The sequence below is a fragment of the Bifidobacterium sp. UTBIF-68 genome (assembly GCF_006408855.1).
Lineage (GTDB): Bacteria > Actinomycetota > Actinomycetes > Actinomycetales > Bifidobacteriaceae > Bifidobacterium > Bifidobacterium reuteri.
Genome location: NZ_JFAN01000039.1, coordinates 1 through 22548, shown reverse-complemented (window position 1 = coordinate 22548; position 22548 = coordinate 1). Strand labels below are relative to the sequence as shown.

13 protein-coding genes and 3 pseudogenes are annotated in these 22548 nt (G+C 62.3%); 13 read left to right on the top strand and 3 right to left on the bottom strand.

Annotated features, from left to right (window positions below; genetic code table 11):
- The first annotated feature begins 281 nt into the window (after positions 1-281).
- The 4 genes from gnpA to BW14_RS10250 all read left to right on the top strand — a co-directional run bounded on the left by gnpA (position 282) and on the right by BW14_RS10250 (position 5879).
- The gene (gene gnpA, locus BW14_RS10270; protein ID WP_140490528.1) at positions 282-2534 is read left to right on the top strand and encodes a 1,3-beta-galactosyl-N-acetylhexosamine phosphorylase; all 2253 of its coding nucleotides are present in this window, start codon (positions 282-284) and stop codon (positions 2532-2534) included.
- Positions 2535-2597: 63 nt separating this feature from the next.
- Positions 2598-3410 (top strand): glucosamine-6-phosphate deaminase, encoded by an 813-nt coding sequence (gene nagB / locus BW14_RS10265; protein WP_044090286.1) that lies wholly within the window; start codon positions 2598-2600, stop codon positions 3408-3410.
- A 135-nt stretch (positions 3411-3545) separates the two neighbouring features.
- Complete coding sequence (locus BW14_RS12370) at positions 3546-4517, top strand: alpha/beta hydrolase (RefSeq protein WP_308810446.1); 972 nt, start codon at positions 3546-3548, stop codon at positions 4515-4517.
- Between the two features lie 534 nt (positions 4518-5051).
- Positions 5052-5879: a sulfite exporter TauE/SafE family protein gene (locus BW14_RS10250; RefSeq protein ID WP_223847963.1), complete on the top strand. Its 828-nt coding sequence runs from the start codon at positions 5052-5054 to the stop codon at positions 5877-5879.
- A 172-nt stretch (positions 5880-6051) separates the two neighbouring features.
- Here BW14_RS10250 and BW14_RS10245 read toward each other — a convergent pair whose 3' ends face one another.
- A complete protein-coding gene (locus tag BW14_RS10245) occupies positions 6052-8127 on the bottom strand; it encodes a sodium:proton antiporter (protein ID WP_044090282.1) in 2076 nt (691 codons plus the stop codon).
- Between the two features lie 769 nt (positions 8128-8896).
- On the opposite strand from BW14_RS10245, the pseudogene BW14_RS10240 reads away from it, so the two are divergent.
- From BW14_RS10240 to BW14_RS10230, 3 genes and pseudogenes are all read left to right on the top strand, one after another.
- Positions 8897-9103 (top strand): annotated as a pseudogene (locus tag BW14_RS10240) (deaminase); the annotation flags it as partial.
- 252 nt (positions 9104-9355) lie between these two features.
- A pseudogene (locus tag BW14_RS12595) lies at positions 9356-9601 on the top strand (nucleoside deaminase); the annotation flags it as partial.
- A gap of 478 nt (positions 9602-10079) precedes the next feature.
- Positions 10080-12458, top strand: a complete 2379-nt coding sequence (locus BW14_RS10230) for an alpha-galactosidase (protein ID WP_044090281.1) — start codon at positions 10080-10082, stop codon at positions 12456-12458.
- A gap of 15 nt (positions 12459-12473) precedes the next feature.
- Here the strand turns inward: BW14_RS10230 and BW14_RS10225 are convergent, their stop codons facing one another.
- Positions 12474-13688: an ROK family protein gene (locus BW14_RS10225; RefSeq protein WP_140490526.1), complete on the bottom strand. Its 1215-nt coding sequence runs from the start codon at positions 13686-13688 to the stop codon at positions 12474-12476.
- A 177-nt stretch (positions 13689-13865) separates the two neighbouring features.
- Between BW14_RS10225 and BW14_RS10220 the strand changes: the two genes are divergently transcribed.
- The 5 genes and pseudogenes from BW14_RS10220 to ilvA all read left to right on the top strand — a co-directional run bounded on the left by BW14_RS10220 (position 13866) and on the right by ilvA (position 20897).
- Positions 13866-15152 (top strand): ABC transporter substrate-binding protein, encoded by a 1287-nt coding sequence (locus BW14_RS10220; protein WP_140490524.1) that lies wholly within the window; start codon positions 13866-13868, stop codon positions 15150-15152.
- Positions 15153-15174: 22 nt separating this feature from the next.
- Positions 15175-16113 carry a carbohydrate ABC transporter permease gene (locus BW14_RS10215; protein WP_140490522.1) on the top strand — a complete coding sequence of 313 codons (939 nt, stop codon included), beginning with the start codon at positions 15175-15177 and terminating at the stop codon, positions 16111-16113.
- A gap of 21 nt (positions 16114-16134) precedes the next feature.
- Positions 16135-17018, top strand: a pseudogene (locus tag BW14_RS10210) (carbohydrate ABC transporter permease).
- A 520-nt stretch (positions 17019-17538) separates the two neighbouring features.
- Entirely contained in the window at positions 17539-19359 is a 1821-nt protein-coding gene (locus BW14_RS10205) for an alpha-glucosidase (RefSeq protein ID WP_140463521.1), read from the top strand.
- A 272-nt stretch (positions 19360-19631) separates the two neighbouring features.
- Positions 19632-20897 (top strand): threonine ammonia-lyase, encoded by a 1266-nt coding sequence (gene ilvA / locus BW14_RS10200; RefSeq protein ID WP_140463519.1) that lies wholly within the window; start codon positions 19632-19634, stop codon positions 20895-20897.
- Positions 20898-21044: 147 nt separating this feature from the next.
- Here ilvA and BW14_RS10195 read toward each other — a convergent pair whose 3' ends face one another.
- Positions 21045-21806, bottom strand: a complete 762-nt coding sequence (locus BW14_RS10195) for a Sir2 family NAD-dependent protein deacetylase (protein ID WP_140463517.1) — start codon at positions 21804-21806, stop codon at positions 21045-21047.
- A gap of 162 nt (positions 21807-21968) precedes the next feature.
- Between BW14_RS10195 and BW14_RS10190 the strand changes: the two genes are divergently transcribed.
- The gene (locus BW14_RS10190; protein WP_140463516.1) at positions 21969-22265 is read left to right on the top strand and encodes a hypothetical protein; all 297 of its coding nucleotides are present in this window, start codon (positions 21969-21971) and stop codon (positions 22263-22265) included.
- Positions 22266-22548 lie beyond the last annotated feature (283 nt).

Below are 22548 nucleotides of genomic sequence, written 5' to 3'. Positions count from 1 at the left end.
CCGGTCAACCGCGCGCGAAGCGCATCCACAATTGCAGGACGAGCTGGCCCGGCGAAGCGGGACTGAGGGGTAGTGAATTAATCAACGAACTTACGGCGAGGCATATTAGCGTTTGATCGCCTGTATCCCTGAGTCCCACGTCAATCCGACGTGCGCTGTTCGCCGTCGCCAGTGCAGTGGGGCGCGCGGCTGTCGTACGCTTCCGGACGACCGGAGCGCATGATAGAATTCATTTTGTTAACAATATTAACAACCTATCTGAAATACAGAGAGGAGCGCTCATGAGCACTGGGCGTTTTACGATTCCCAGCGAAGAGAACTTCGCCGAGAAAACCAAGGAGCTCGCTGAGCTGTGGGGCGCCGACGCCATCCGCAACTCTGACGGCACACACCTGGACGAAGCCGTTCAGGCACTTGGCAAGAAGATTTACAGCGCATACTTCCCGACCCGCGCGCACAACGAGTGGATCACGCTGCACATGGACGAGACGCCGCAGGTCTACCTGCTGACCGACCGTGTGCTGGCCGAATCCGATGCCGTGGATGTGCCGCTGATGGACGGGTTCTTCGCCGAACAGCTGACGCCCAACCGTGACGCCGACCCGCACAAGTACTGGGAAGTGGTCGACCGCACCACCGGAGATGTGGTCGCCCCCGAACACTGGACGCTGGACGCCGATGCCGACACCGTGCACGTGACGGGCGTTACCCCGATGCATGAGTACACGGTCTCCTTCATGGCCTACATCATCTGGGATCCTGTCGAGATGTATAACCACCTCACCAACAACTGGGGTGACAAGGAGCACGAGATCCCGTTTGACATCTACCATCCGGCCACCCGCAAGTTCGTGTTCGACACCTTCGAGCAGTGGCTCAAGGACAACCCGCAGGTGGATGTGGTGCGCTTCACCACGTTCTTCTACCAGTTCACCCTGCTCTTCGATCCGAAGCATCGCGAAAAGGTGGTGGACTGGTTCGGTTGCTCCTGCACGGTCTCCCCGCAGGCGCTCGACGATTTCGAGAAGCAGTACGGCTACCGTCTGCGCCCCGAGGACTTCGTGGACGGCGGTGCCTACAACTCCGCATGGCGCGTGCCCCGCAAGGCGCAGCGCGACTGGATCGACTTCCTTTCCGGCTTCGTGCGCGAGAACGTCAAGAAGCTCGCCGACATGTCCCACGCGGCCGGCAAGGAAGCGATGATGTTCCTCGGCGATCAGTGGATCGGCACCGAGCCCTACAAGGAGGGCTTCGGCGATCTGGGCCTGGACGCCGTGGTCGGCTCCATCGGCGACGGCACCACCACCCGCATGATCGCGGACATCCCCGGCGTGAAGTACACCGAAGGCCGCTTCCTGCCGTACTTCTTCCCGGACACCTTCTACGAGGGCAACGACCCGAGCATCGAAGGCCTTGACAACTGGCGCAAGGCCCGCCGCGCTATCCTGCGCTCGCCGATCTCCCGCATGGGATACGGCGGCTACCTGTCCCTCGCGGCCAAGTTCCCGAAGTTCGTGGACACCGTGACGCACATCGCCAACGAATTCCGCGACATCCACGACCGCACCGATGGCAAGGCAGCCGAAGGTGAGCTCAACGTGGCCATCCTCAACTCCTGGGGCAAGATGCGCTCCTGGATGGCCTTCACCGTGGCCCACGCGCTGCCGAACAAGCAGACCTACTCGTACTACGGCATCCTCGAATCCCTCTCCGGCATGCGCGTCAACGTGCGCTTCATCAGCTTCGACGACGTGCTCGAGCACGGCGTGGACCCGGACATCGACGTGATCATCAACGGCGGTCCGGTCGATACCGCATTCACCGGCGGCGACGTATGGGCCAATCCGAAGCTCACCGAGACCCTGCGCGCCTGGGTGCGCGGCGGCGGCGCCTTCGTGGGCGTCGGTGAGCCGAGCTCCCTGCCACGCTTCCAGGCCGGACGCTTCTTCCAGCTCGCGGACGTGCTCGGCGTGGATGAGGAGCGCTTCCAGACCCTGTCCATCGACAAGTATTTCCCGCCGGTCACCCCGGACCACTTCATCACCGAAGACGTGCATGTCGATCCCGAAGCCCGCAAGGCTTGGGAGGAAGCCGGCTACCGCATCCCGCTGTCGGGCTGCGGCGGCGGTCAGGGCAAAGCACCGCTCGGCGGCATCGACTTCGGCGAGCCGGTGGCCAACACCTACCCGATCAACGAGGACGTGACGCTGCTGCGCGCCGACAACGGCCAGGTACAGCTCGCCGTCAACGAATACGGCAAGGGCCGTGGCGTGTACGTGTCCGGGCTTCCGTACTCGGCGGCGAACGCGCGCCTGCTCGAACGCATCCTGTTCTACGCCTCCCACAACGAGGACAAGTATGCGGCATGGAGCTCGTCCAACCCCGAATGCGAGGTCGCGCACTTCCCCGAACGGGGCATCTACTGCGTGATCAACAACACCGAGGAGCCGCAGACCACGACGGTCACGCTGGCGGACGGCAGCACCGAGACCTTCGACCTCGAAGGCAGCGGCATCGCCTGGCGCAACGCCTGATCGGGCTTATTGCCGAACATCTGTAACCATCACCACAACAATGGAGATATCTAAGGAACAGTTATGACTGAAGTCATCATTGTCAAGAACCAGGAAGAAGCCGGCCAGATCTACGGCCGTGCCGTCGCGGACCTCATCAAGGCCAAGCCGGACGCGGTGCTTGGCCTGGCCACGGGTTCCAGCCCGCTGGCCGCCTATCAGGCGCTCGCCAAGATCGTCAAGGACGAATCCATCGACGTATCGCAGGTGCGTGGCTTCGCGCTGGACGAGTACCTCGGCCTGCCGCTCGAGCACCCGCAGTCCTACCATTCCACCATCCACCGCACGGTGGTGGAGCCGCTCGGTCTCGACCCGGAGAAGGTGCACGTGCCCGGTGACATCCTCAACGGCGCTCCGCTTGAGGACGGCGACAAGATCGCGCTGGCCGGCCCGGCCTACGATCGTGCGATCGAAGCCGCCGGGGGCATCGACGTGCAGATTCTCGGCATCGGCACTGACGGCCACATCGGCTTCAACGAGCCGGGCTCGTCGCTCGCCTCCGGCACGCGCGTCAAGACCCTGGCCGAGCAGACGCGCATCGACAACGCTCGCTTCTTCGACGACGACATCAATCAGGTGCCGACCCACTGCATCACGCAGGGCATCGGCACGGTGCTCAAGGCCCGTCATCTCGTGCTGCTGGCGTTCGGCTCCGGCAAGGCCGAGGCCATCGAGGAGACGGTGGAGGGCGGCGTGTCCGCGTTCTGCCCGGCCTCCGCGCTGCAGCTGCACCCGCACGCCACCATCATCATCGATGAGGAAGCCGCCAGCCGCCTGCGCCACAAGGACTACTACCGCTACGCTTTCGCGCACAAGCCTGCCTGGCAGGGCATCTGATCGGCACGACTGCATAGTCGGCGAACCGCTTCGCTGAGGCATCGCGGAGTTGATTCGCCCCATACTGCCCGAATGTGACACACATCATGGTCACATTCGGGCATAGTCATATTGAGACCCTTTACCATAAATCACATGAGCAACGAAGCCAACTCCCGTATTCCATTGGTCGGCGGCGAATCCGGTGAAGTCCCCGGCCATTACGGCGACCCGCTGACCGTGAGCCATGCCGCCACCGCGCGCGGTGGATTCGGCCAGCACCTGACCCATCCTCTGTTCCTGCTGCTGCACGGCTGGGGGTCGAACGAGCAGGAGATGGCGGACATCATGCGGCTAATCGCGCCGTACAACGACTACGTCGCGCTGCGCGGACCGCTGACCTTGGCGCCGGCGCGGGAGGAGCGCGACGCCGACGGTGATAGTGGTTCGGCGTCTACGCGACAGGCTGGTGGCGCGGATTCGGCGGATTCGGCGGATTCGGTGGGCTCGGCGGCTGCGGTTGGCTTGGGCTCGGAGTTGTCGGACGCGGCCTGTGCATCCTCTGACGCCGAAGCCCAATCGCCTCAAGCCTGCGCGAATCATACGATTTGGCACACCGGCGGATGGCGGGATGCAGCGGGCGAGCCCGGCAACTATGCGTGGTTGCACGGGGCGATGCCCGTAGGCGAGGATCGTGACTACGATGCGTACGCCGCGGCCTGCGCGGTCGATGACTGGGTGTCTGCGAACATCCCCGCCGACCGCGACATCGTGCCGCTTGGCTTCTCCCAAGGCGGCCTCGTCGCCGTGCACCTGCTGCGCATCAATCCCGAACGGTACCGCGCGGTCATCAGCCTATCCGGCTTCAACGCGCCCGGCCAAGTGCCCGGTACCGCGCCCGCCGACGACCGGCTCGCTGACTACGACATCCCCGTGTTCTACACCTACGGCAAGAACGACGGTGTCGTGCCGAAATACGAACTGTTTGCCACTGCGGCATGGCTCGAGGAGCACACATGGCTCAAAACCAAGAGCTACCACGGCCTCGACCACAATGTGAGCCTTGAGGAGTTCGCCGATCTGCGCCAGTGGCTGCTCGACAACGACATCACCTCGGGCGTGCTGTAGCCTCGGTTGTGCCGTGGCGGGCGGTACGGGTGGGCGGCCGGGCACCGGTGGTGTGGTTGGGTGCGCCGCCGTACGGTACGGAGGCCCGGGGTGCCGGCGGGTGGCACGGGTGGGCGGTGGTTCTGGTGACGCGGTGGCGCTGGGGCGCGGTGGCGCTGGTTGGGCGGTGGTCCGGTGACGCGGTGGTTGGTACGTGCTGGGGCGGCTGGTGGCGCGGTTGGGCGGCGGTTTTCTGGTGACGCGGTGGCTCCGGTGAGGCTTTTGGAGGCTTCTGGAGGCTGTATGTTCGCGTTCCAACCTATACCCCGCGAACATACAGCCGGTTATTGCCGCAAAAACGACTGTAAGTTTGCGCCGCCTTCGTTGGGACGCGAACATACAGCCGGTTCGGCGTTCATTCCGTGCTGTGTCGCACCAATGCTGCGTCGGGTCCCAGGCTGGCTTCCGCGTCGGTGCCGCGAGTCTAGGCTGAATCGATTGCGCCAGACGGACATTGCGCCGCACGTACGTTGCCGCCGGTCATAGACTGGGGCCGTGAGCACAGGGGATAACGCAAGGGGTCTTGCAGACAGCATCGATCAGAATCATCTGGATGAATCGCCGCGCGGGCTGGCGATTATGGCCGTGGTGGGCGTGGCGGTCGGCATACTGTCCGGCATGTTCGGCATCGGCGGCGGTACGGTGATCGTACCGGCGCTGGTCTGGCTCGGCCTCACGCAGCGGCATGCGGCGGCCACCTCGATGATGGCAATCGTGCCCACGGCCGTATCCGGCGTGGTTTCCTATGCCGTGGGCGATGATGTGGATTGGATTGCCGCAGTCATCATTTTCGCCGGCATGTTCGTGGGCGGACAGATCGGGTCGTGGCTGCTGTCTAAACTGCCGGAGCTCGTGCTGCGATGGGCGTTCGTGCTGTTCCTGGTGTTCGTGATCGTGAACCAGGCCATGTCGAACCCCTCGCGTGATTCACGCATCGTGCTGAACGCGGCAACGGTTGCAGGACTAATCGCGTTTGGAGTGATTGCCGGCATCCTGGCCGGACTGCTGGGCATCGGCGGCGGGGCGATCTGTGTGCCGGCGCTGTCGATCATCTTCGGGGCGAGCGATCTCATCGCGCGTGGCACATCGTTGCTCGCCATGTTTCCGAACGCTATCACCACGTCCGTGGCCAATGCGCGTCGGCGTATGGTGCATATCAAAGCCGCTCTGATCATCGGAATCGTCGCCGCGCTGACCGCGCCCTTGGGCACGTGGATTGCCGAAGCCGTGACTCCGAGGACCGGTGCGATCCTGTTCACCGTCTACCTGTGTGTGCTGCTAGTGCGTTCGCTGTTCGTGGCGCTCAAAGCCGCCCGTCGCTGACCGAGAGAGCGGCTGCGCGTAGGCGAGGGGAGCGGCTGCGCCGCGACGGTGATGCAAGTTAGATGCCGGAATCGGCATCAACTGGTATGGTCTCGCCTTCGGCGAGGCTGGTTTCTGCGAGCCTACGGACAGTCCACTGGATTGTCCGTTCGTTGGCTCGTAGGATGCAGGTCTAGATGCCGGAATCGGCATCAACTTGCATCACATAAATGTTGCGACGGAGTATTTTGGCTTGAGGACGGCTGATGTCTCCGGCTTCGAGCATGTCTTGGATCACGCGCAGCTCGATGCCGTAGCTTTCGCGCTTGACCTCCTCGACCTGCCCGATGACCGCCGCCGAACCGCTCATGGTCGGTCGGGCCTTGAGCGAGGCCTCGGCCCGTCGATAATCGAGCAGTAGCGCGGAGCAATGCTCGGTGTTGTATGTGTCGCGTCCCATCTCATCAACCAGACGGTCAATCACATGATGGATCACCTCGATCTGCAATGCGCGCGTGCGGGCGAATATCTGGTCCTCGCTCACCAGCGGCGCGGTGTGCCGGATCTTGGATATCGTGCGCTTGGCGACGTTGTTCACGCGACGCTGCAGCATGCGTGCACGGCCGCGGATCTGCGACACCGTATGGCCATCCGCCTCGGAATCCACTGCGGTATGCCGCAGCGTGTTCATGATCTGATCGAGCATGCGCTCGCAAGCTTCCTCGTTCAGCTCCTGTGTGGCGGGATCAGGGTCCGGATGGGCCTTGATTGCATCCAATTGCTGATGGATGAACTGCTTCTCCCAATGCAATGCCTCGATCTGCAATTGCTCCAGACCTTGCGGGTCGGCGGTGCCGATGCGCTGCTTCAGCCTGCTGATGCGCTTGGTGTACAGGTCGATCACCATCAGAATCGCTCGACGGTTCTCGGGCGTGATGCGACCTGTCAGCTCCTCCACAGTAGCGCGCAATACATCCACGGTGATGGGAATCATTTCGGTGGCGGGATCCTTGCCGCGGTTTGGCGCGAGCAACGGCAACAGGAAGTTCGCCAGCAGCAGGGTGAGTACGATGACGCCGGAGGCTATGAACATCAGTTCGTCGCGCATTGGGAAATCGGCGCCGCCCGCGATGGAATACGGGATGGTGAACATCAGTGAGAGCGTGATGGTGCCTTTCGGCCCGCCGAATGTCATCACTGCAGCCGAACGCCAGCGTTCGGGTGTCATACGGCGTCGGTGGCCGGTATACGTGTCGCGCGCGATGCGCAGCATGCCCGCCACCCAGGCGAATCGCAGGACAATCACTATCGCAGTGACCAGCAGGATGATGCCGATCAGCACCAGATTGCTGATGCGCGGGTCGGACCAGCTGGTCATCATGGCGCCCGGCAGCTGCATTCCCAGCAGGATGAATACCGCGCCGTTGAGCGAGAAACTCAGCACTCCCCATACCGACGTCGACACGATGTTTGTGCGTGCCACATTAGGCCCCACGCCGGTGCGGTCGAATCGAATGAACAGGCCAGCTGCCACCACGGCCAGAATGCCGGATACGTGGAATTCCTCGGCTCCCAGATACAACAGGAACGGGAGGAACAGTTCCATGAGGATGCGTGTGGTGGTGGTCTCCCAGCCGAGCGATCGCACTGTCTCGAATACCCAATTGGCGAGCACCGCCACCACGAGGCCGAACGCTGTGCCGCCGATGAACGACACCACAAACTCGCCGGCTGCCTCGCCGACCGCGAACCGGCCGGTGAAGGCCGCGGCCAGTGCGAACTGGAATCCCACGATGCCGGATGCGTCGTTGAACAGTGATTCGCCCTTGAGCACCCCTCGCTGACGCTGTGTCAGTGACGCTTCCTTGCCGAGGGAGCTGACGGCCACTGCGTCCGTCGGCCCCAATGCCGCGCCCAAGGCCAGTGCGGACGCCAGCGAAATCGCCGGCCAGACGGCGTGCAGGATGAAGCCTACAGCCACCATCGTCGCGATCGCCAGGCCAATGGCGAGCGAAAGGCTGAGTTTCAGGGTTTTCAGTAGCGCGGATTTGTCGATTTCGTGCGCTTCGAGATACAGCAGCGGTGCGATGAACAGCACCATGAACAGTTCAGGATTGAGGCGGGCGTTCGGGAAGAACGGCAGATACGCCACAAGCACGCCCAGTGCGATCTGCACCAGAGGCGTGGATACTTTCGGAATGAAGCGACTGGCGAACGAACTGACCACTACGGCCGCGATAATGCACATGATAAGTTCGAATACCGCCATGATTGTCCTTTCTTCCCCGGGGCAAGTATATGGGAACCGTTAGGAAATCCAGTTACATGGCATGGCCCGCCGTTTGTGATAAGCGCATGCCGCGGATTGCGTGGGTGGGGTGTTCTGTTGGTTGGGCCGAGGGTTTGCCTCGTTGAGGGTGTGTGAGCTGGATGATTCGTCGGTTGTACCGAGGTCTTGCCTTGCTGACGGAAGGTGAATGATGCAGAATCGTGGTCTGTCCGAGGTTTCGCTCCGCTGGGGGTGTGTGAGTGATGCATTTCGTCGATTGACTAGTGGTCTTGCCTCGCTGACGGGCTGTGAGTGGTGTGTTTCGTTGGCTGGGCCGTGGTTTTGCCTCGTTGGGGGTGTGTGGGCGGGGTGTTTCGTCGGTTGGGCCGGGGTTTTGCTTCGCTGACGGGTTGTGAGTGGCGCGGAATCGTGGTCTGTGCGAGGTTTTGCCTCGCTGACGGGCTGTGAGTGGGGTGTGTTCCCGGTCGGTCCGAGGTTTCGCTCCGTTGACGGGTTTGTAGCGGGGTGTTCCGTCGGCTGGGCCGTGGTTTCGCCGCGTTGAGGTGGGCGAGTGGGGTGTTTCTGTGGTTGGGCCGAGGTTTCGCCGCGTTGAGGTGGGTGAATACAGGGGGTGAGCGAATACAGAGGGTGGATGAATACCGGGGGTGAGCGCATACAGGGGGCGAATACAGGGCGTGAGCGAATACGCAGCGCAGGCCCCGGCGCCGCATGCGTACGCGCATGACTATTTGCTATGTAGACTCGCAGTATGGATCTGAAAGTGGCATATACGCAGGCGATGCGCGAGGCGCTGGCGCTGGCCCGGCAGGCTGCCGAGGCCGGCGACGTGCCGGTCGGCGCGGTGGTGCTGGATGCCGCCGGGCGGATAATCGGCCGAGGCTGCAACACGCGCGAGGCGCATGGCGATCCACTGGCCCATGCCGAGATTCTGGCGATGCGCGAGGCCACGCAGACGCTGGCCAAGGCCGGTTCGGATACGCGCGACGCTGCGGAAGCTGCTGATATGGATGATTCTGATATGGATTTCTGCGGAGTCGATGCCGCTAAGCCGTATGCCACACATCAGCAGTCGGATTGTACGGCATGCCGAACGGTTTCGGCTGATGGTGCTGCGGCCGATGGGGCTGCGACTGAACGCCCGTGCCGCGAGGCACAGTGTCCGCACAGCGAGGCACACTGCGCCCGCGTCCGCGCTCGCTCCCACTTCTGGAATCTTGCCGACTGCACGTTGGTGGTCACGCTCGAGCCCTGCCCGATGTGTGCAGGCGCCTGCGTCCAGACGCATATCGGTTCGATTGTGTTCGGTGCGTGGGATGCCAAGCTTGGCGCATGCGGTTCGGTATGGGATATTCCGCGCGATCCGCACGTCGGACACGCTCCCGAGGTGTACGGCGGCATACTCGAGGCCGACTGCCAAGCCGTGCTCACCGACTTTTTCACCGCCCGTCGCTGACGTTCGACGTTCGGCGGTACTTGGTATGTCTTTCCTCGGGGTACAGGTGTACCCACCGTGTAGGGAAGGCCGCACGGTGTAGGGAACATCCCACCGTGTAGGGAAGCAAAATGGCTTTATTCTGCGGATTTGATCGTAAGGGCACTATTCGGTTCCCTACACCATGGGGAAGTCCCTACACCGTGGGTGGGTTGAACGTGGATTGCGACGGTTGGCGGACGGGTTCGCGGCATCACGTGACTGCGGTATTGCGTGGATTACGGCGGCACAGCACAGAAATACTTGCGTTGTGCAAGAAACACGCGGCGTCAAAGCAACATATTCGCCTGCGCCTACCATCGGAATCAGCGATACAACAGAAAACCGCTCGCTCGTGCTCTTGCTTGATGCGACACAGTCCTGCATATGCCGACTCATGCCGGCGCTGGCTGGGCCCATCACTGCCGAGCCGGCCGACCAGTCAAAGGAGACCCCCATCATGTCCGATTCCCAAGCTCGCACATTCACCGGTGCAGCAGCCGACGGCACCCGACTTACCGCCGTCTACCTTGAACAGCAGGCCGCGCGCGCGGCCGTAGGCCTGGTATTCGCCGGCGATGAACTGCCGCGTATCGTGCACTGGGGCCGTCCTCTCGCCGATCCGGAGACACTGCTCGACTCGTATGATGCGTTGAAGCCGCAGCGCATCTCCGGCGGACTTGACGAAACCGTATGGCCCACCGTGCTGCCAACGCAGGCCGAAAGCTGGATCGGCGAGCCGCGTGTGGTACTGCGCCGCGCCGGCATCGAACTGTTCCCCAAGTTCACCGTAACCAATATCGCCGCTGATGGCGTGCTGCCCGCCACGTTGGACGCCTCGGGCGCTGACCAATATGCCGATGTGACCGGTCACTTCCGCACCACCGGTCCGGTCCAGGTGCCTGGAGTCGTGGTGGATGCCATCGATAAGGAGAGCGGCATCGCCCTCGAATGGCGACTCGAGCTGCTGGACGGCGGCCTCGCCCGCCAGAAGGCCGCGGTCACCAACCTTGGCGTGCCGGCTTCCAATCCTTCGGCTGATTCCTCGGCGGACCCCTCGGCTGATGCCGCCGCAGATGCCACAGCAGATGCCGTCGCCCCGCTTGAGGTCGGCAAAATCGAGCTCGGCTTCCCGGTCCCCGAACTGGCCGGCGAAATCCTCACCACCACCGGTCATCATCTGCATGAGCGCAGTCCGCAGCGCCAGCCGCTGACCGTCGGACGATTCGAGAAGCCCCAGCTCGCCGGCCGCCCCGACTTCGACGCCTCCCTGTTGCTCACCGCCGGCGTGCCCGGCTTCGGCTTCGAGCATGGCGAGGCATATTCCGTGCACGTGGGTTGGAGCGGCAATTCCGTGCTGTCCGTCGAGCGCCTGCCGTACACGCAGGGCGTCATCGGCGGCGGCGAAGTCCTGCTCGGCGGCGAAGTGGCATTGGCTCCTCAGGGCGAAGGTGAGAGCTCGTATGAGACTCCGTGGCTGTTCGGCTCATTCGGCGATGGCCTGAATGAGATCGCCGCACGATTCCACGCCTATGTGCGCTCCCGCCATCCGCGGCTGTTCGCCAAGGGCCGTCCGGTGATCCTCAACACGTGGGAAGCCGTGTACTTCGACCATAACTTCGATACGCTCAAGGCGCTCGCCGACAAGGCCGCAGCATCCGGCGTCGAACGATTCGTGGTGGATGACGGCTGGTTCGGCTCCCGCCGAGACGATACGTCGGGTCTGGGCGATTGGCAGATCTCCCAAGAGGTGTGGCCGGACGGTCCGAAGTCGCTCAAGGCGCTTGCCGACTATGTGCACGGCAAGGGCATGCAGTTCGGCCTGTGGTTCGAGCCGGAAATGGTGAATATCGATTCCGACGTGGTGCGCGCCCACCCGGACTGGATTCTTTCCCCCACCGCGGGCCGACTGCCGATGCAGGGCCGCAGCCAGCAGGTGCTTGATCTCACCAATCCCGACGCATTCGCCTACGTGTTCGGCGCGATGGACTCGCTGGTAGGCGATCTCGGCATCGACTACATCAAGTGGGACCATAACAAGCTCGTCACCGAGGCGGCTTCCCGCCGTACGGGTCGCCCGGCCGTACACGCGCAGACCCTGGCCGTCTATGAGATCTTCAAGGGATTGAAGCAGCGCCACTCCGGACTGGAGATTGAAAGCTGCTCGTCCGGAGGCGCCCGCGTCGACCTCGGCATTCTCGAATACGCCGATCGCATCTGGGTGTCCGACTGCGTCGACCCGGTGGAACGTGCGGACATCCAACGCTACACGTCGTTGCTGGTGCCGCCGGCCATGATGGGCGAGCATGTCGGAGCCAGTCCGGCGCATTCCACGCAGCGCGCCACCAGCCAGGAACTGCGCATGGCCATGGCGTTCTTCGGCCATATGGGCATCGAATGGAACCTGCTGAAGGAGCCGGAGGACGCGCTCGCCAAGTTGGCCGTATGGGTGGCCGAGTTCAAGAAGCACCGTGATTGGTTCGCCATCGACGCCTGCGTGCATGCCGACGCCAACGACCCGGCCGTGCGACTCGACGGCATGGTGATGCCGAGTGGCGACGCCGCCATTTACCGTTTCACCCAGTTGACCACGAGCCAGACCTATCCTGCAGCACCGGTGCGACTGCCCGGACTCGACCCGACTCGTCGCTATCGTGTGAGCCCGCTCGACCCGTGCCTCGACCTCGAAGGCTCCATCAGCAACGGCCAAAGCACGCTTGGCTGGTGGAACGCAGACGGCGTGGTGCTGACCGGCGAGGCCCTGCAGCGCTACGGCATCCGTCCGCCGTCCCTCCACCCCCAGCAGGCAGTCCTGTTCAAGGCCGTGGCGTTAAGCTGACATGCCGGTAGTCGCCTAGCCGATATGCTGCACGATTACGCGACTGGCGGCTGCCTTGGCCCACAGCTGCCAGTCGTGGTTCACGATGGTGAACCTCACCGGCTGGGTCTGACTGTGCCGGTACAGGCGGATGCCGTCGCGCAGTGAATCGGTGCCCAGCTTGGCTAGGAACGCTGATTCCCCGGCAATCATCACATGCCCTGGCATGGCGATGTTCGCCACCGTGGCCACGAGCGTGCCCAATCGGAAACAGGTGCGATTCACCAGTTGCGTGGCCTGTGGGATACGTGCGCGGGCGTCGCGCACGAACTCCTCGAATGTCACCGCGCGCCCGACAATAGCCGAATACTGCTCCGCGATGGAATCGTCGGTCAAACATTGCGAGCATCCGATATGGCCGCTGGTGCAGCGCGGCCCTTCCGAGTCCACCAGCACATGCCCCACCAATCCATAGCTCTTATCCGGATACGCCACCGGCTCGCCGTGCACAGCCAGCGAATAGCCCACGCCCACGCCGATCGTCACCACGGCGAACATGTCCAGTCCCACGCCGGGGCCGAACCAGGAGGCATCCACCAGCAGCGAGTCGATGTCGTTGAACACGCCGCACGGGAGTCCGGTCGCGGCTTGCACCATGGCGCCAAGATCGATGGGCGCCTCCCAGTGCAGGAATGGCGCGAACGTCACTACGGAATCCTCGATCACATGGCCGCCGACCGCCACGCCGACCGCAGTGGGGGAGGGTAGACCTGCCGCGACTACGTCGTTTGCGCACGCTGCCGTGAGGCGCGCTATTCCGCTGCTGACATACTCGGGTGACTGGTCCTCGCCGATCGGCAGCTCGTGGCGCTGGGATATCACCTCGCCATGCGCGTTCACTGCGGCGGACACTATCGAAGTGCCATGCACCTTGACGCCGACGAACGTGCGCGCATTTGAGCACAGGACAAGCGCCGTCTGCGGACGGCCGCGCCGGTCGGAGCTCTCCTTCGGTGTGAAACGCTCCGGCAGCTTGCCGGTCATGCCGACAGTGGCGCTCGCCGGCAGCTCCTCGATTACGCCCGCGTAGATGAGGTCGCTGGTGATACGGGACAACGCCCCCTGACTCAGCCCCAGCATCTGGGCCAGTGTGGTGCGTGCGATTGGTCCGTACTGGGCCACGGCTGCGGCCACCCGATGCGTATGCTCCGATCCGGAAAACCACTGCGGAATCGCATTGGAATCAGCCATCGCGCCCCTTTGCATAAGAATTAATTGCGTTAATCACAAAATACCGCGTTTTTACTTGCCTGCGCAAGGAGGCTCGCGGTCGCTGGGAATGAAATCGCGCAATCGATACCTTTGACAGTGGAGGAATTGCCATCGGCGCAGGTGCCGTTGGCGGTAGGAAACACTAAGGAGCCAGCAATGCTGTCAGATTCCCATCCAACTCCCAAACCCAGGCGCATAGGCACTCGCGTGGCCGCCGTGGTCTGCGCGCTCGCCGTGGGCTTTGGTCTGGCAGGCTGCGGTTCAAGTACCGCAGGAACCGTCACTCTTGATTTCTTCCAGTTCAAATCCGAGGCTGCAGACACGTTCAAGGCCATGGTGCAGGACTTCGAGAAGCAGAACCCGACCATCAAGGTCAACATCAACAACTCCGCCAACGCGCAGACCGATCTGCGCACACGCTTCGTGAAGAACCGTGTGCCGGACGTCATCACGTTCAACGGTGACATCAGCTTCGGCATGTTCGCCGCGTCCGGCGTGTTCTACGACTTCACCGACGAGCCGATCGTGGACGAGCTCAACCCGGGCATGGTGAACATCGCCAAGAACCTGGTCCAGACCACGGACCCGGCCAAGAAGCGACTGTACGGCCTGCCGTTCGCCGGCAACGCCTCGGGATACATCTACAACAAGGATCTGTTCAAGCAGGTCGGCCTCGATCCGGAGAACCCGCCCACCACCTGGACCGAGTTCACGGACATGCTCAACACGTTCAAGGCAGCCGGCATCAACCCGGTTCAAGGCACCGTGGCGGACGCGTGGACCACGCAGGCGCCGCTTGCCTCGCTCGCCGGCACGCTCGTCCCTGAAACCAAGTACACCGAGCTGAAACAGGGCAAGACCACCTTCCAGGAACTGTGGAAGACGGCAGTCGAGAAGGAGGCCGAGCTCTTCACCTACTCCACCGCCGACACCGGCGTCACCTACCAGCAGGGCACGCAGAGCTTCGCCCAAGGCAAGGCCGCGATCATCCCGCTCGGCACCTACGCCATCCCGCAGATCCTGCTCATCAATAAAGACATCAACCTCGGCTTCGCGCAGATGCCTGCCTCGGATGATGCCGACGAGCAGATTCTCACCGCCGGCGACGACGTGATGCTTACCATCGGCGCCAACACCAAGCACAAGGACGAGGCGATGAAGCTCGTCGAGTTCATGATGCAGAAGGAACAGCTCGACGCCTACGCTGACGCCCAGTCCGCCATCACCCCGCTCAAGGACACGTACTTCGGCAACGAAGCGCTGGAAACCGTGCGCCCGTTCTTCGAGGAGAACCGTCTGGCCGATTTCTGCGACCACTACATCCCCTCGTCCATCAATATCGGCGGCTATCTGCAGACCATGGTCACGTCCGGCAATACCAATCGATTCCTGAGCCAGATGCAGACCGAATGGGACAAGGTCCAGGCCAGGACCTTCGAGTGACGAGCAGGAGAGGAGAACAATAATGTCCAACGCAATCATCGGTCAGCCCGCATCGCACAAGACCGCCAAGCCGGCCATGAGGAAGGTCTCCGCCTTCTCCAAGCGCAAGGTCGATCCCGCCTACTACTGGATGGCGGTCCCGGCGGCGATCATCTTCGCCTTCTTCCTGTATCTGCCGTTCCTTGACGGTGTGAAGTACTCCTTCACCAACTCCCAGGGCTACGGCGACTACAAGTTCATCGGCTTCAAGAATTATCTCGCCCTGTTCCAGGACAACCGTGTGGGCCACGCCTACCTGTTCACGCTGCTCATCGCCATCGCGATCACGGTGCTCATCAATGTGATCGCGCTGTTCCTGTCGGTGCTGCTGAACTCGAAGATCGCCTTCAAGAACGGCTTCCGCGCCATCTTCTTCGTGCCTTACACCCTCTCCGTGCTGGTCATCGGCTACGTGTTCAAATACATCTTCATGAACCCGCTGCCCGAGCTCGGCAAGGCGCTCGGCATCGAATGGCTGTCCACGTCGCTGCTGACCAACGAGCAGCTGAGCTGGATTCCGATCGTGTTTCTCGCCGTATGGCAGGGCGTGGCCTACTCCGTGCTCATCTACCTTGCCGGCCTGCAGACCATCGACGATGAGATCTACGAGGCCGCCGCCCTTGACGGCGTCAACCCGTGGCAGAAGTTCTGGAAGATCACCTTCCCGCTCATCGGACCGTTCTTCACCATCAACCTCGTGCTGTCCATGAAGAACGCGCTCGGCACATTCGATCAGGTCGTGGCCTTGACCGACGGCGGCCCGAACTCCGCCACCGAAACGGTCACTTACCTCATTTGGAAGGGCGGTCTGACCGGTGGCGAGTATGCCTACCAGACCGCGAACGCCGTGCTCTTCTTCATCGTGCTGGCGATTATCGCCTTCATCCAGCTGCGCATCTCCCGCAGCCAGGAACAGATCTGATTTCGGGTAGAGGAAAGACCAATGACTACTGCAACTCTCGCTTCGCCATCCAAGTCCGGCGCTTCCGCCAAGCCGCGCCCGTCAAGTACCGCAAGGACCGCAACATAAACTGGTGGCTGACCGCCGCCGTGGCCGTGCTGTCGCTGACGATTCTGGTACCGCTGTATTTCACCATCGTCACCGCGCTGAAAACCCCGGCCGAAGCCGGTACGTTCGCCCTGCCCACTTCGTGGCAGTGGGGTAATTTCGCCGACGCCTCCGCCAAGGTGAACTATCCGAAGGCCGCGCTCAACTCCGCAATCATCACGGTCGTGGCCGTGGTGCTCACCCTGCTGACCAACACCTTCGTGGCCTACGCGGTGGCCCGCAACATGGACAAGCGGTTCTTCCGCTTCCTGTACTACTTCTTCATCGCCGCCATGTTCGTGCCGTTCCCGGTGGTCATGCTGCCGATCGCCAAGCAGATGGGCTCGCTGCATCTGGATAACCAGCTTGGCCTGATCATCCTGTACACCGTTCTCGGTCTGGGCACCAACCTGTTCATCGCCACCGGCTTCATTCGCTCGATTCCGGTCTCGCTGGAAGAGGCGGCGCGCATCGATGGTGCGTCCACGTGGCGCATCTTCTGGACCATCATCTTCCCGCTGATGAGCCCGATCAACGCCACCATCGCCATCCTGACCGCGCTGTGGGCTTGGAACGACTTCCTCCTGCCGTTGATCGTGCTTACCGACCAGTCGAACCAGACCATCCCGCTGGCCCAGTACGTGTTCAGCTCGCAGTTCGCCACCAACTACCCGATGGCCTTCTCCAGCTACCTCATGGCGATGGCCCCGATCCTCGTCGTCTACATCTTCGCCCAAAAGTGGGTCGTCGGTGGTGTGATGAGAGGAGCCGTTAAATAAACAGTCCGGTGGACTGTTTATAGGCTCCTCCGAACGGCGGCAGTCGTGAGGCAGGGAATAGTCCGCCGTGAGGCGGTTTGCTGAGTGAAGTAATAGCAGCGCGAGGCGCTGCTATTACTTCACAGCGCCGAGCGGAATGAGCCGTAAAGCGGAGAGCCCAGTGGGCTCTCCGTAGGCTCAGGCGGCTGGCAGGCCGCGAATCCGCGAGGTAATACTGAGCCTCGCCGCAGGCGAGTTCGTAATTGCAGGGCGCCGTTAAATAAACAGTCCGGCGGTCTCTCCGTATGCTCCCCTCCTTGAGGGGAGCTGTCAGCGAAGCTGACTGAGGGGAGCCCCCTTCGTCGAGGGTTGTCCTCAGCGCAATGCCTCCGTACCGGTACTCCGCATAATTACTTTCCGCCACGCCCGACAAACAGCCCGATGGGAATGAAACCATCGGGCTGTTTCAATATCCGTATAGCCGAACCGGCAACAACGACGTTTGCATTGTTTGCAATGTTTGCATAGAAAGGCCCCCATCATGACGGAATTCAACCGACCGACTCTGCCCGATGCCATCCGTACCAACGGCGCGACCCCGAACCCGTGGTGGTCGAACGCAGTGGTCTACCAGATCTACCCGCGCTCCTTCCAGGACACCAACGGCGACGGATTCGGCGACCTCAAGGGCATCACCAGCCGCCTGGACTACCTCGCCGACCTCGGCGTGGACGTGCTGTGGCTCTCCCCGGTCTACAAGTCCCCGCAGGACGACAACGGCTACGACATCTCCGACTACCGGGACATCGACCCCCTGTTCGGCACGCTGGAAGACATGGACGAGCTGCTCGCCGAAGCCCACAAGCGCGGCCTGAAGATCGTGATGGACCTGGTCGTCAACCACACCTCCGACGAGCACGCCTGGTTCGAGGCATCCAAGAGCAAGGGCGACCCGCACGCGGACTGGTACTGGTGGCGTCCGGCCCGTCCGGGCCACGAGCCCGGCACGCCGGGAGCGGAGCCGAACCGGTGGGGCTCCTATTTCGGCGGCTCGGCGTGGGAGTATTGCCCGGAGCGCGGTGAATACTATTTCCACCAGTTCTCGAAGAAGCAGCCGGACCTCAACTGGGAGAACCCGGACGTGCGTCGCGCGGTGTACGACATGATGAACTGGTGGCTCGACCGTGGCGTTGACGGCTTCCGCATGGACGTGATCACGCTGATCTCCAAGCGCACGGACTCCGCAGGCCGTCTGCCGGGCGAATACGGCTCCGAGCTTGAAGATCTGCCCGTGGGCGAGGAAGGGTATTCCAACCCGAATCCGTTCTGTGCGGACGGCCCGCGCCAGGACGAGTTCCTCGCCGAAATGCGCCGCGAGGTGTTCGACGGGCGCGATGGCTTCCTCACGGTGGGCGAGGCGCCGGGCATCACCGCCAAGCGCAACGAGCACATCACCGATCCGGCCAACGGCGAGCTCGATATGCTGTTCCTCTTCGAGCATGTCGATTTCGACTGCGAAGGCGTCAAATGGAAGCCGCTGCCGCTGGATCTGCCGAAGCTCAAGTCCATCATGGCGGGATATCAGACCGCGGTGGCGGACGCGGGCTGGGCGAGCCTGTTCACCGGCAACCATGACCAGCCGCGCGTGGTGTCCCGCTGGGGAGATGATTCCAGTGAGGAGAACCGTGTGCGTTCCGCCAAGGCGCTGGGCCTCATGCTGCACATGCATCGCGGCACCCCGTACGTGTATCAGGGCGAGGAGCTCGGTATGACCGACGCCCACTTCACCCGCCTCGACCAGTATCGCGATCTCGAGTCTCTGAACGCCTATCGCCAGCGCGTCGAGGAAGCCAAGGTGCAGTCGCCGGAATCGATGATGGCCGGCATCGCCGCCCGTAGCCGTGACAACGCCCGTACCCCGATGCAGTGGGACGGCTCCGCTTACGCCGGATTCACCGCGCCGGATGCGACCAGCGAGCCGTGGATCGAGGTGAACTCGAACCATGCGGCGATCAACGTGGCCGGCGAATTCGACGATCCGGATTCCGTGTACGCGTTCTACAAGCAGCTCATCGCGTTGCGGCATGAACGCCCGGTTATCGCCGCCGGCGACTGGGAGCTGATTGACGCCGCCGACGAGCACGTGTACGCATTCACGCGCAGTCTGGGCAAGGAGCGTCTGCTCGTCGTGGTGAACATGTCCGGACGCACAGTCGATCTGCCGCACGATACCGCCGGGCTGGTGGCCATGGGCGTCGCCGAGCCGGACATCGTCATCACCAATTACAACGCCAGCCACTCGGTCGTCTCCCTCGCCAATGGCGAGCTCGACCCGTGGGAGGCTGTTGTCATCCAGCTGTAGTTCCGCTGCGCTCCTCGGAATATCGAGTCCGGAGGCCCTATCTGTCTTGAATGTGGTACTTCGGTGCTTTTTCGGAAAGCTATCTGCTTTGAGTGTGGTACCCAAACCAGCAAACGCCGAGTATAAACGTTGATATTGCAGTGTTCGTACTCGATACATTCTTAGTTGGGCACTACATTCAAGACAGATAGCTTTCCGAAAAGCTGCTAATGTACCTCACGCAAGCGAGATAGCTGGGGCCTTTCGGCGCCTTGGTGCTTACAATACCCACTATGGAACAAAAGGAAGTGTTGAAAGCGCTGCAACGCGACCATGCAGCGGAACTCAAGCTCGCCGCCGAGCGACTCAAGGGCACCGCCCGTCATACGGAGATCATCCCTTCGCCGGCACTGAGCGAACTGACTGGCCATGAGATTCTTCTCAAGCCTGAAAACCTGCAGGTCACCGGCTCCTTCAAGATTCGCGGCGCCTACAACAAGATCGCCTCGCTCAGCGAAGAGCAGATCGCCCGCGGCATCGTTACCGCATCTGCAGGCAACCATGCGCAGGGCGTGGCGTACGCCGCCCGTGAGCGTGGTGCCAAGGCCACCATCTGCATGCCGACCATCACCCCGCCGCTCAAGGTGGATGCCACCAAGGCCTATGGCGCCGACGTGGTGCTGTACGGCGATGTGTTCGACGAGGCGGCCGCCCACGCCGCCAAACTCGCCGAAACCGAAGGCATGATCTACGTGCCGCCGTTCGACGATTACGAGGTCATCTGCGGTCAGGGCACCATCGGGCTCGAGATCCTCGAAGACGTGCCGAACGTCACCGATGTGGTCGTGCCGCTTGGCGGTGGCGGTCTGGGCGCCGGCGTGGCGCTCGCCATCAAGACGTTCAAGCCGGAAGTTCGTGTGATCGGCGCGATTCCGGAGGGGTCGCCGGCGTGGAAGAACTCGTTCGCGGCGGGCCACGTCACCGAGGCTGACCAGGTGGTGACTTCCGCCGAAGGCGTGGCGGTCAAGCACCCGGGTGATTTGCCGTATGCGCTGCTCAACGAATTCCTCGACGATTTGGTCACCGTGACCGAGCGCGACATCAATGAGATGATTCTGCTCATGCTCGAAAAGCACAAGCTTGTGGTCGAGGCCGCCGGAGCGGTTTCGCTCGCCGCGCTTGAGCACTTGAACCTGCGCTCCCGCAAGTTCGCTGCCGCGCAGGGTCCGCATGTGGTGGTGCCGATCATGTCCGGAGGCAATATCGATACGGTGACTATGGGCGCCGTGATTCAGAAGGGTATGATCGCCCGCGGCCGCATCATGAACTTCGAAGTCGAGCTGCCGGATACGCCGGGTCAGCTCGTCAAGGTAGCTACGCTGCTCGCCAAGGAGCGCGCCAACGTTATCGCGCTCGACCATGACCAGTTCAAGGCATCCGGCCATTACACCAACGCGGTGTCGCTGGGCGTCACCGTGGAGACCAATGGTCCCGATCATATCGACCGTATTCTGGATGCATTGAAGAAGGCCGGTTTCCAGCCCAAGCGCATCTATTAGGCGGTTCGTGCCTGTTAATCGGTAGCGCGTATTGAAAGGGCTCGTTGCAATGTCATCATTGCAGCGAGCCCTTTGATTGTTTATGGCTGCCTTACCGAATGCATGCGATGGCCTTCCGGATTCCGCCGCTCAGCATCTTCCGCAGCTTCAGCCCTCAGTCTCCGCCGCGATGGTCTCGTCGACCAGCTTGGGCAGGGCCACGGCGATGTCCTCGTGGATCAGACGCGTCGCGAGGCGGTCGTACTGCGTGGAGCCCATGTTCATGATCGTGATGGGCACGCCGGCCTGAGCTGCGACCGGCACGATGCTGGCGGCCGGGTACACCTCGAGTGTCGAGCCAATCACCCACAGCTCGTCGGCCTTGGTCGCGCGGTCATATGACTTCTCCATCGCGCCGTCCGGCAGCGCCTCGCCGAAATACACCACGTCGGTCTTGATGATGCCGTTGCAGGGCATGTCGCCGCGGTACTTGAGCGTGCGGTGGCAGTGCGGGTCCGGTTCCTCATCCAGTCGCGCCATGATGTCGGCGGTGTCGTACTGCTGGTGGCACTTCATGCAGTGCGAGGTGCCGATGGTGCCATGCAGGTTGACGATGAGGTCGGGCGAGTTGCCGGCCTTCTCGTGCAGCGCGTCGAAGTTCTGCGTGGCGAGCAGTGTGAGCAGCCCGGCCTTCTCCAGTTTGACCAGAGCCTTATGGGCCGCGCCCGGCTGCGCGTTCCACACGGGCGATTCCTTCTGCCAACGCCAGGAGTATTCGCGGTCCTCCTTGTTGTTCAGGAACAGGTCGATGTCGTAGACGCTGGTCTGCTCGGGGTGCTTGGTCCACACCCCGTCAGGCCCGCGGAAGTCAGGAATGCCGGCCGACGTAGAGATGCCGGCCCCGGTCAGTACAGCGATTTTCTTACTCATACCTACAGGTATACCCGCCCTCAATGAACAGTGGTTGACGGGATTGCATAGGCTTCTTCCAGCCGTGTGGAATCGAAGTCATGAAACGGTACGATCAGCATTGGTTGCAAGCTGTATCGCAACGAGGCGGTCGATATGCGCCAGAGTCGTTCAATGGGGTTCATGGCGCATCTGAAACGTCGCATACAAAACAACGATTTGAGAATGGGGGCGTCGAAAACCGTGGTGACGCTGCAGTTGCTCGGTGAGCAGCTGATTCCAACTGCGATAGGGCTGATGATGGCGTATGCCCTGCTATTCGTAGGAATACGTATGCAGCCGGTGCCGGACACATGGGCGATATTCCTGCTGGAGATGCGTGGGGTGGCTTGGATGTTGGCTGGCAGTGGCGTTGGAACGGTGTTCGGGGGCGGTATGATCCGGGAACGGAATCTGTTCAGCCTATTCAAAGCGCGTTAGCGGCTGGTGGATTGACGGTGAATTGATGGTGGGGAAGCGCGACACGCGCGCCGAATGGTGGATGTTGCCGTTTTGGGAGCTGTTCGCTGGGTTATTCTGGCCATAACAGGGCTCAGGAACCGTTTGGGAGGCCTTGTGCGACACGCCGAGGGAAGCGCGCTATGAAGCCGTTTCCTAGGGGTTTTGTGCGCCTTGATTTGCGTGGTTGTGGTTTGTCGTGTAAGTTATTCACCTGTTGCCGCTCAGCGCGGCGGGCTTCCTTCCTTGGGTTGGCTGCCTGCTG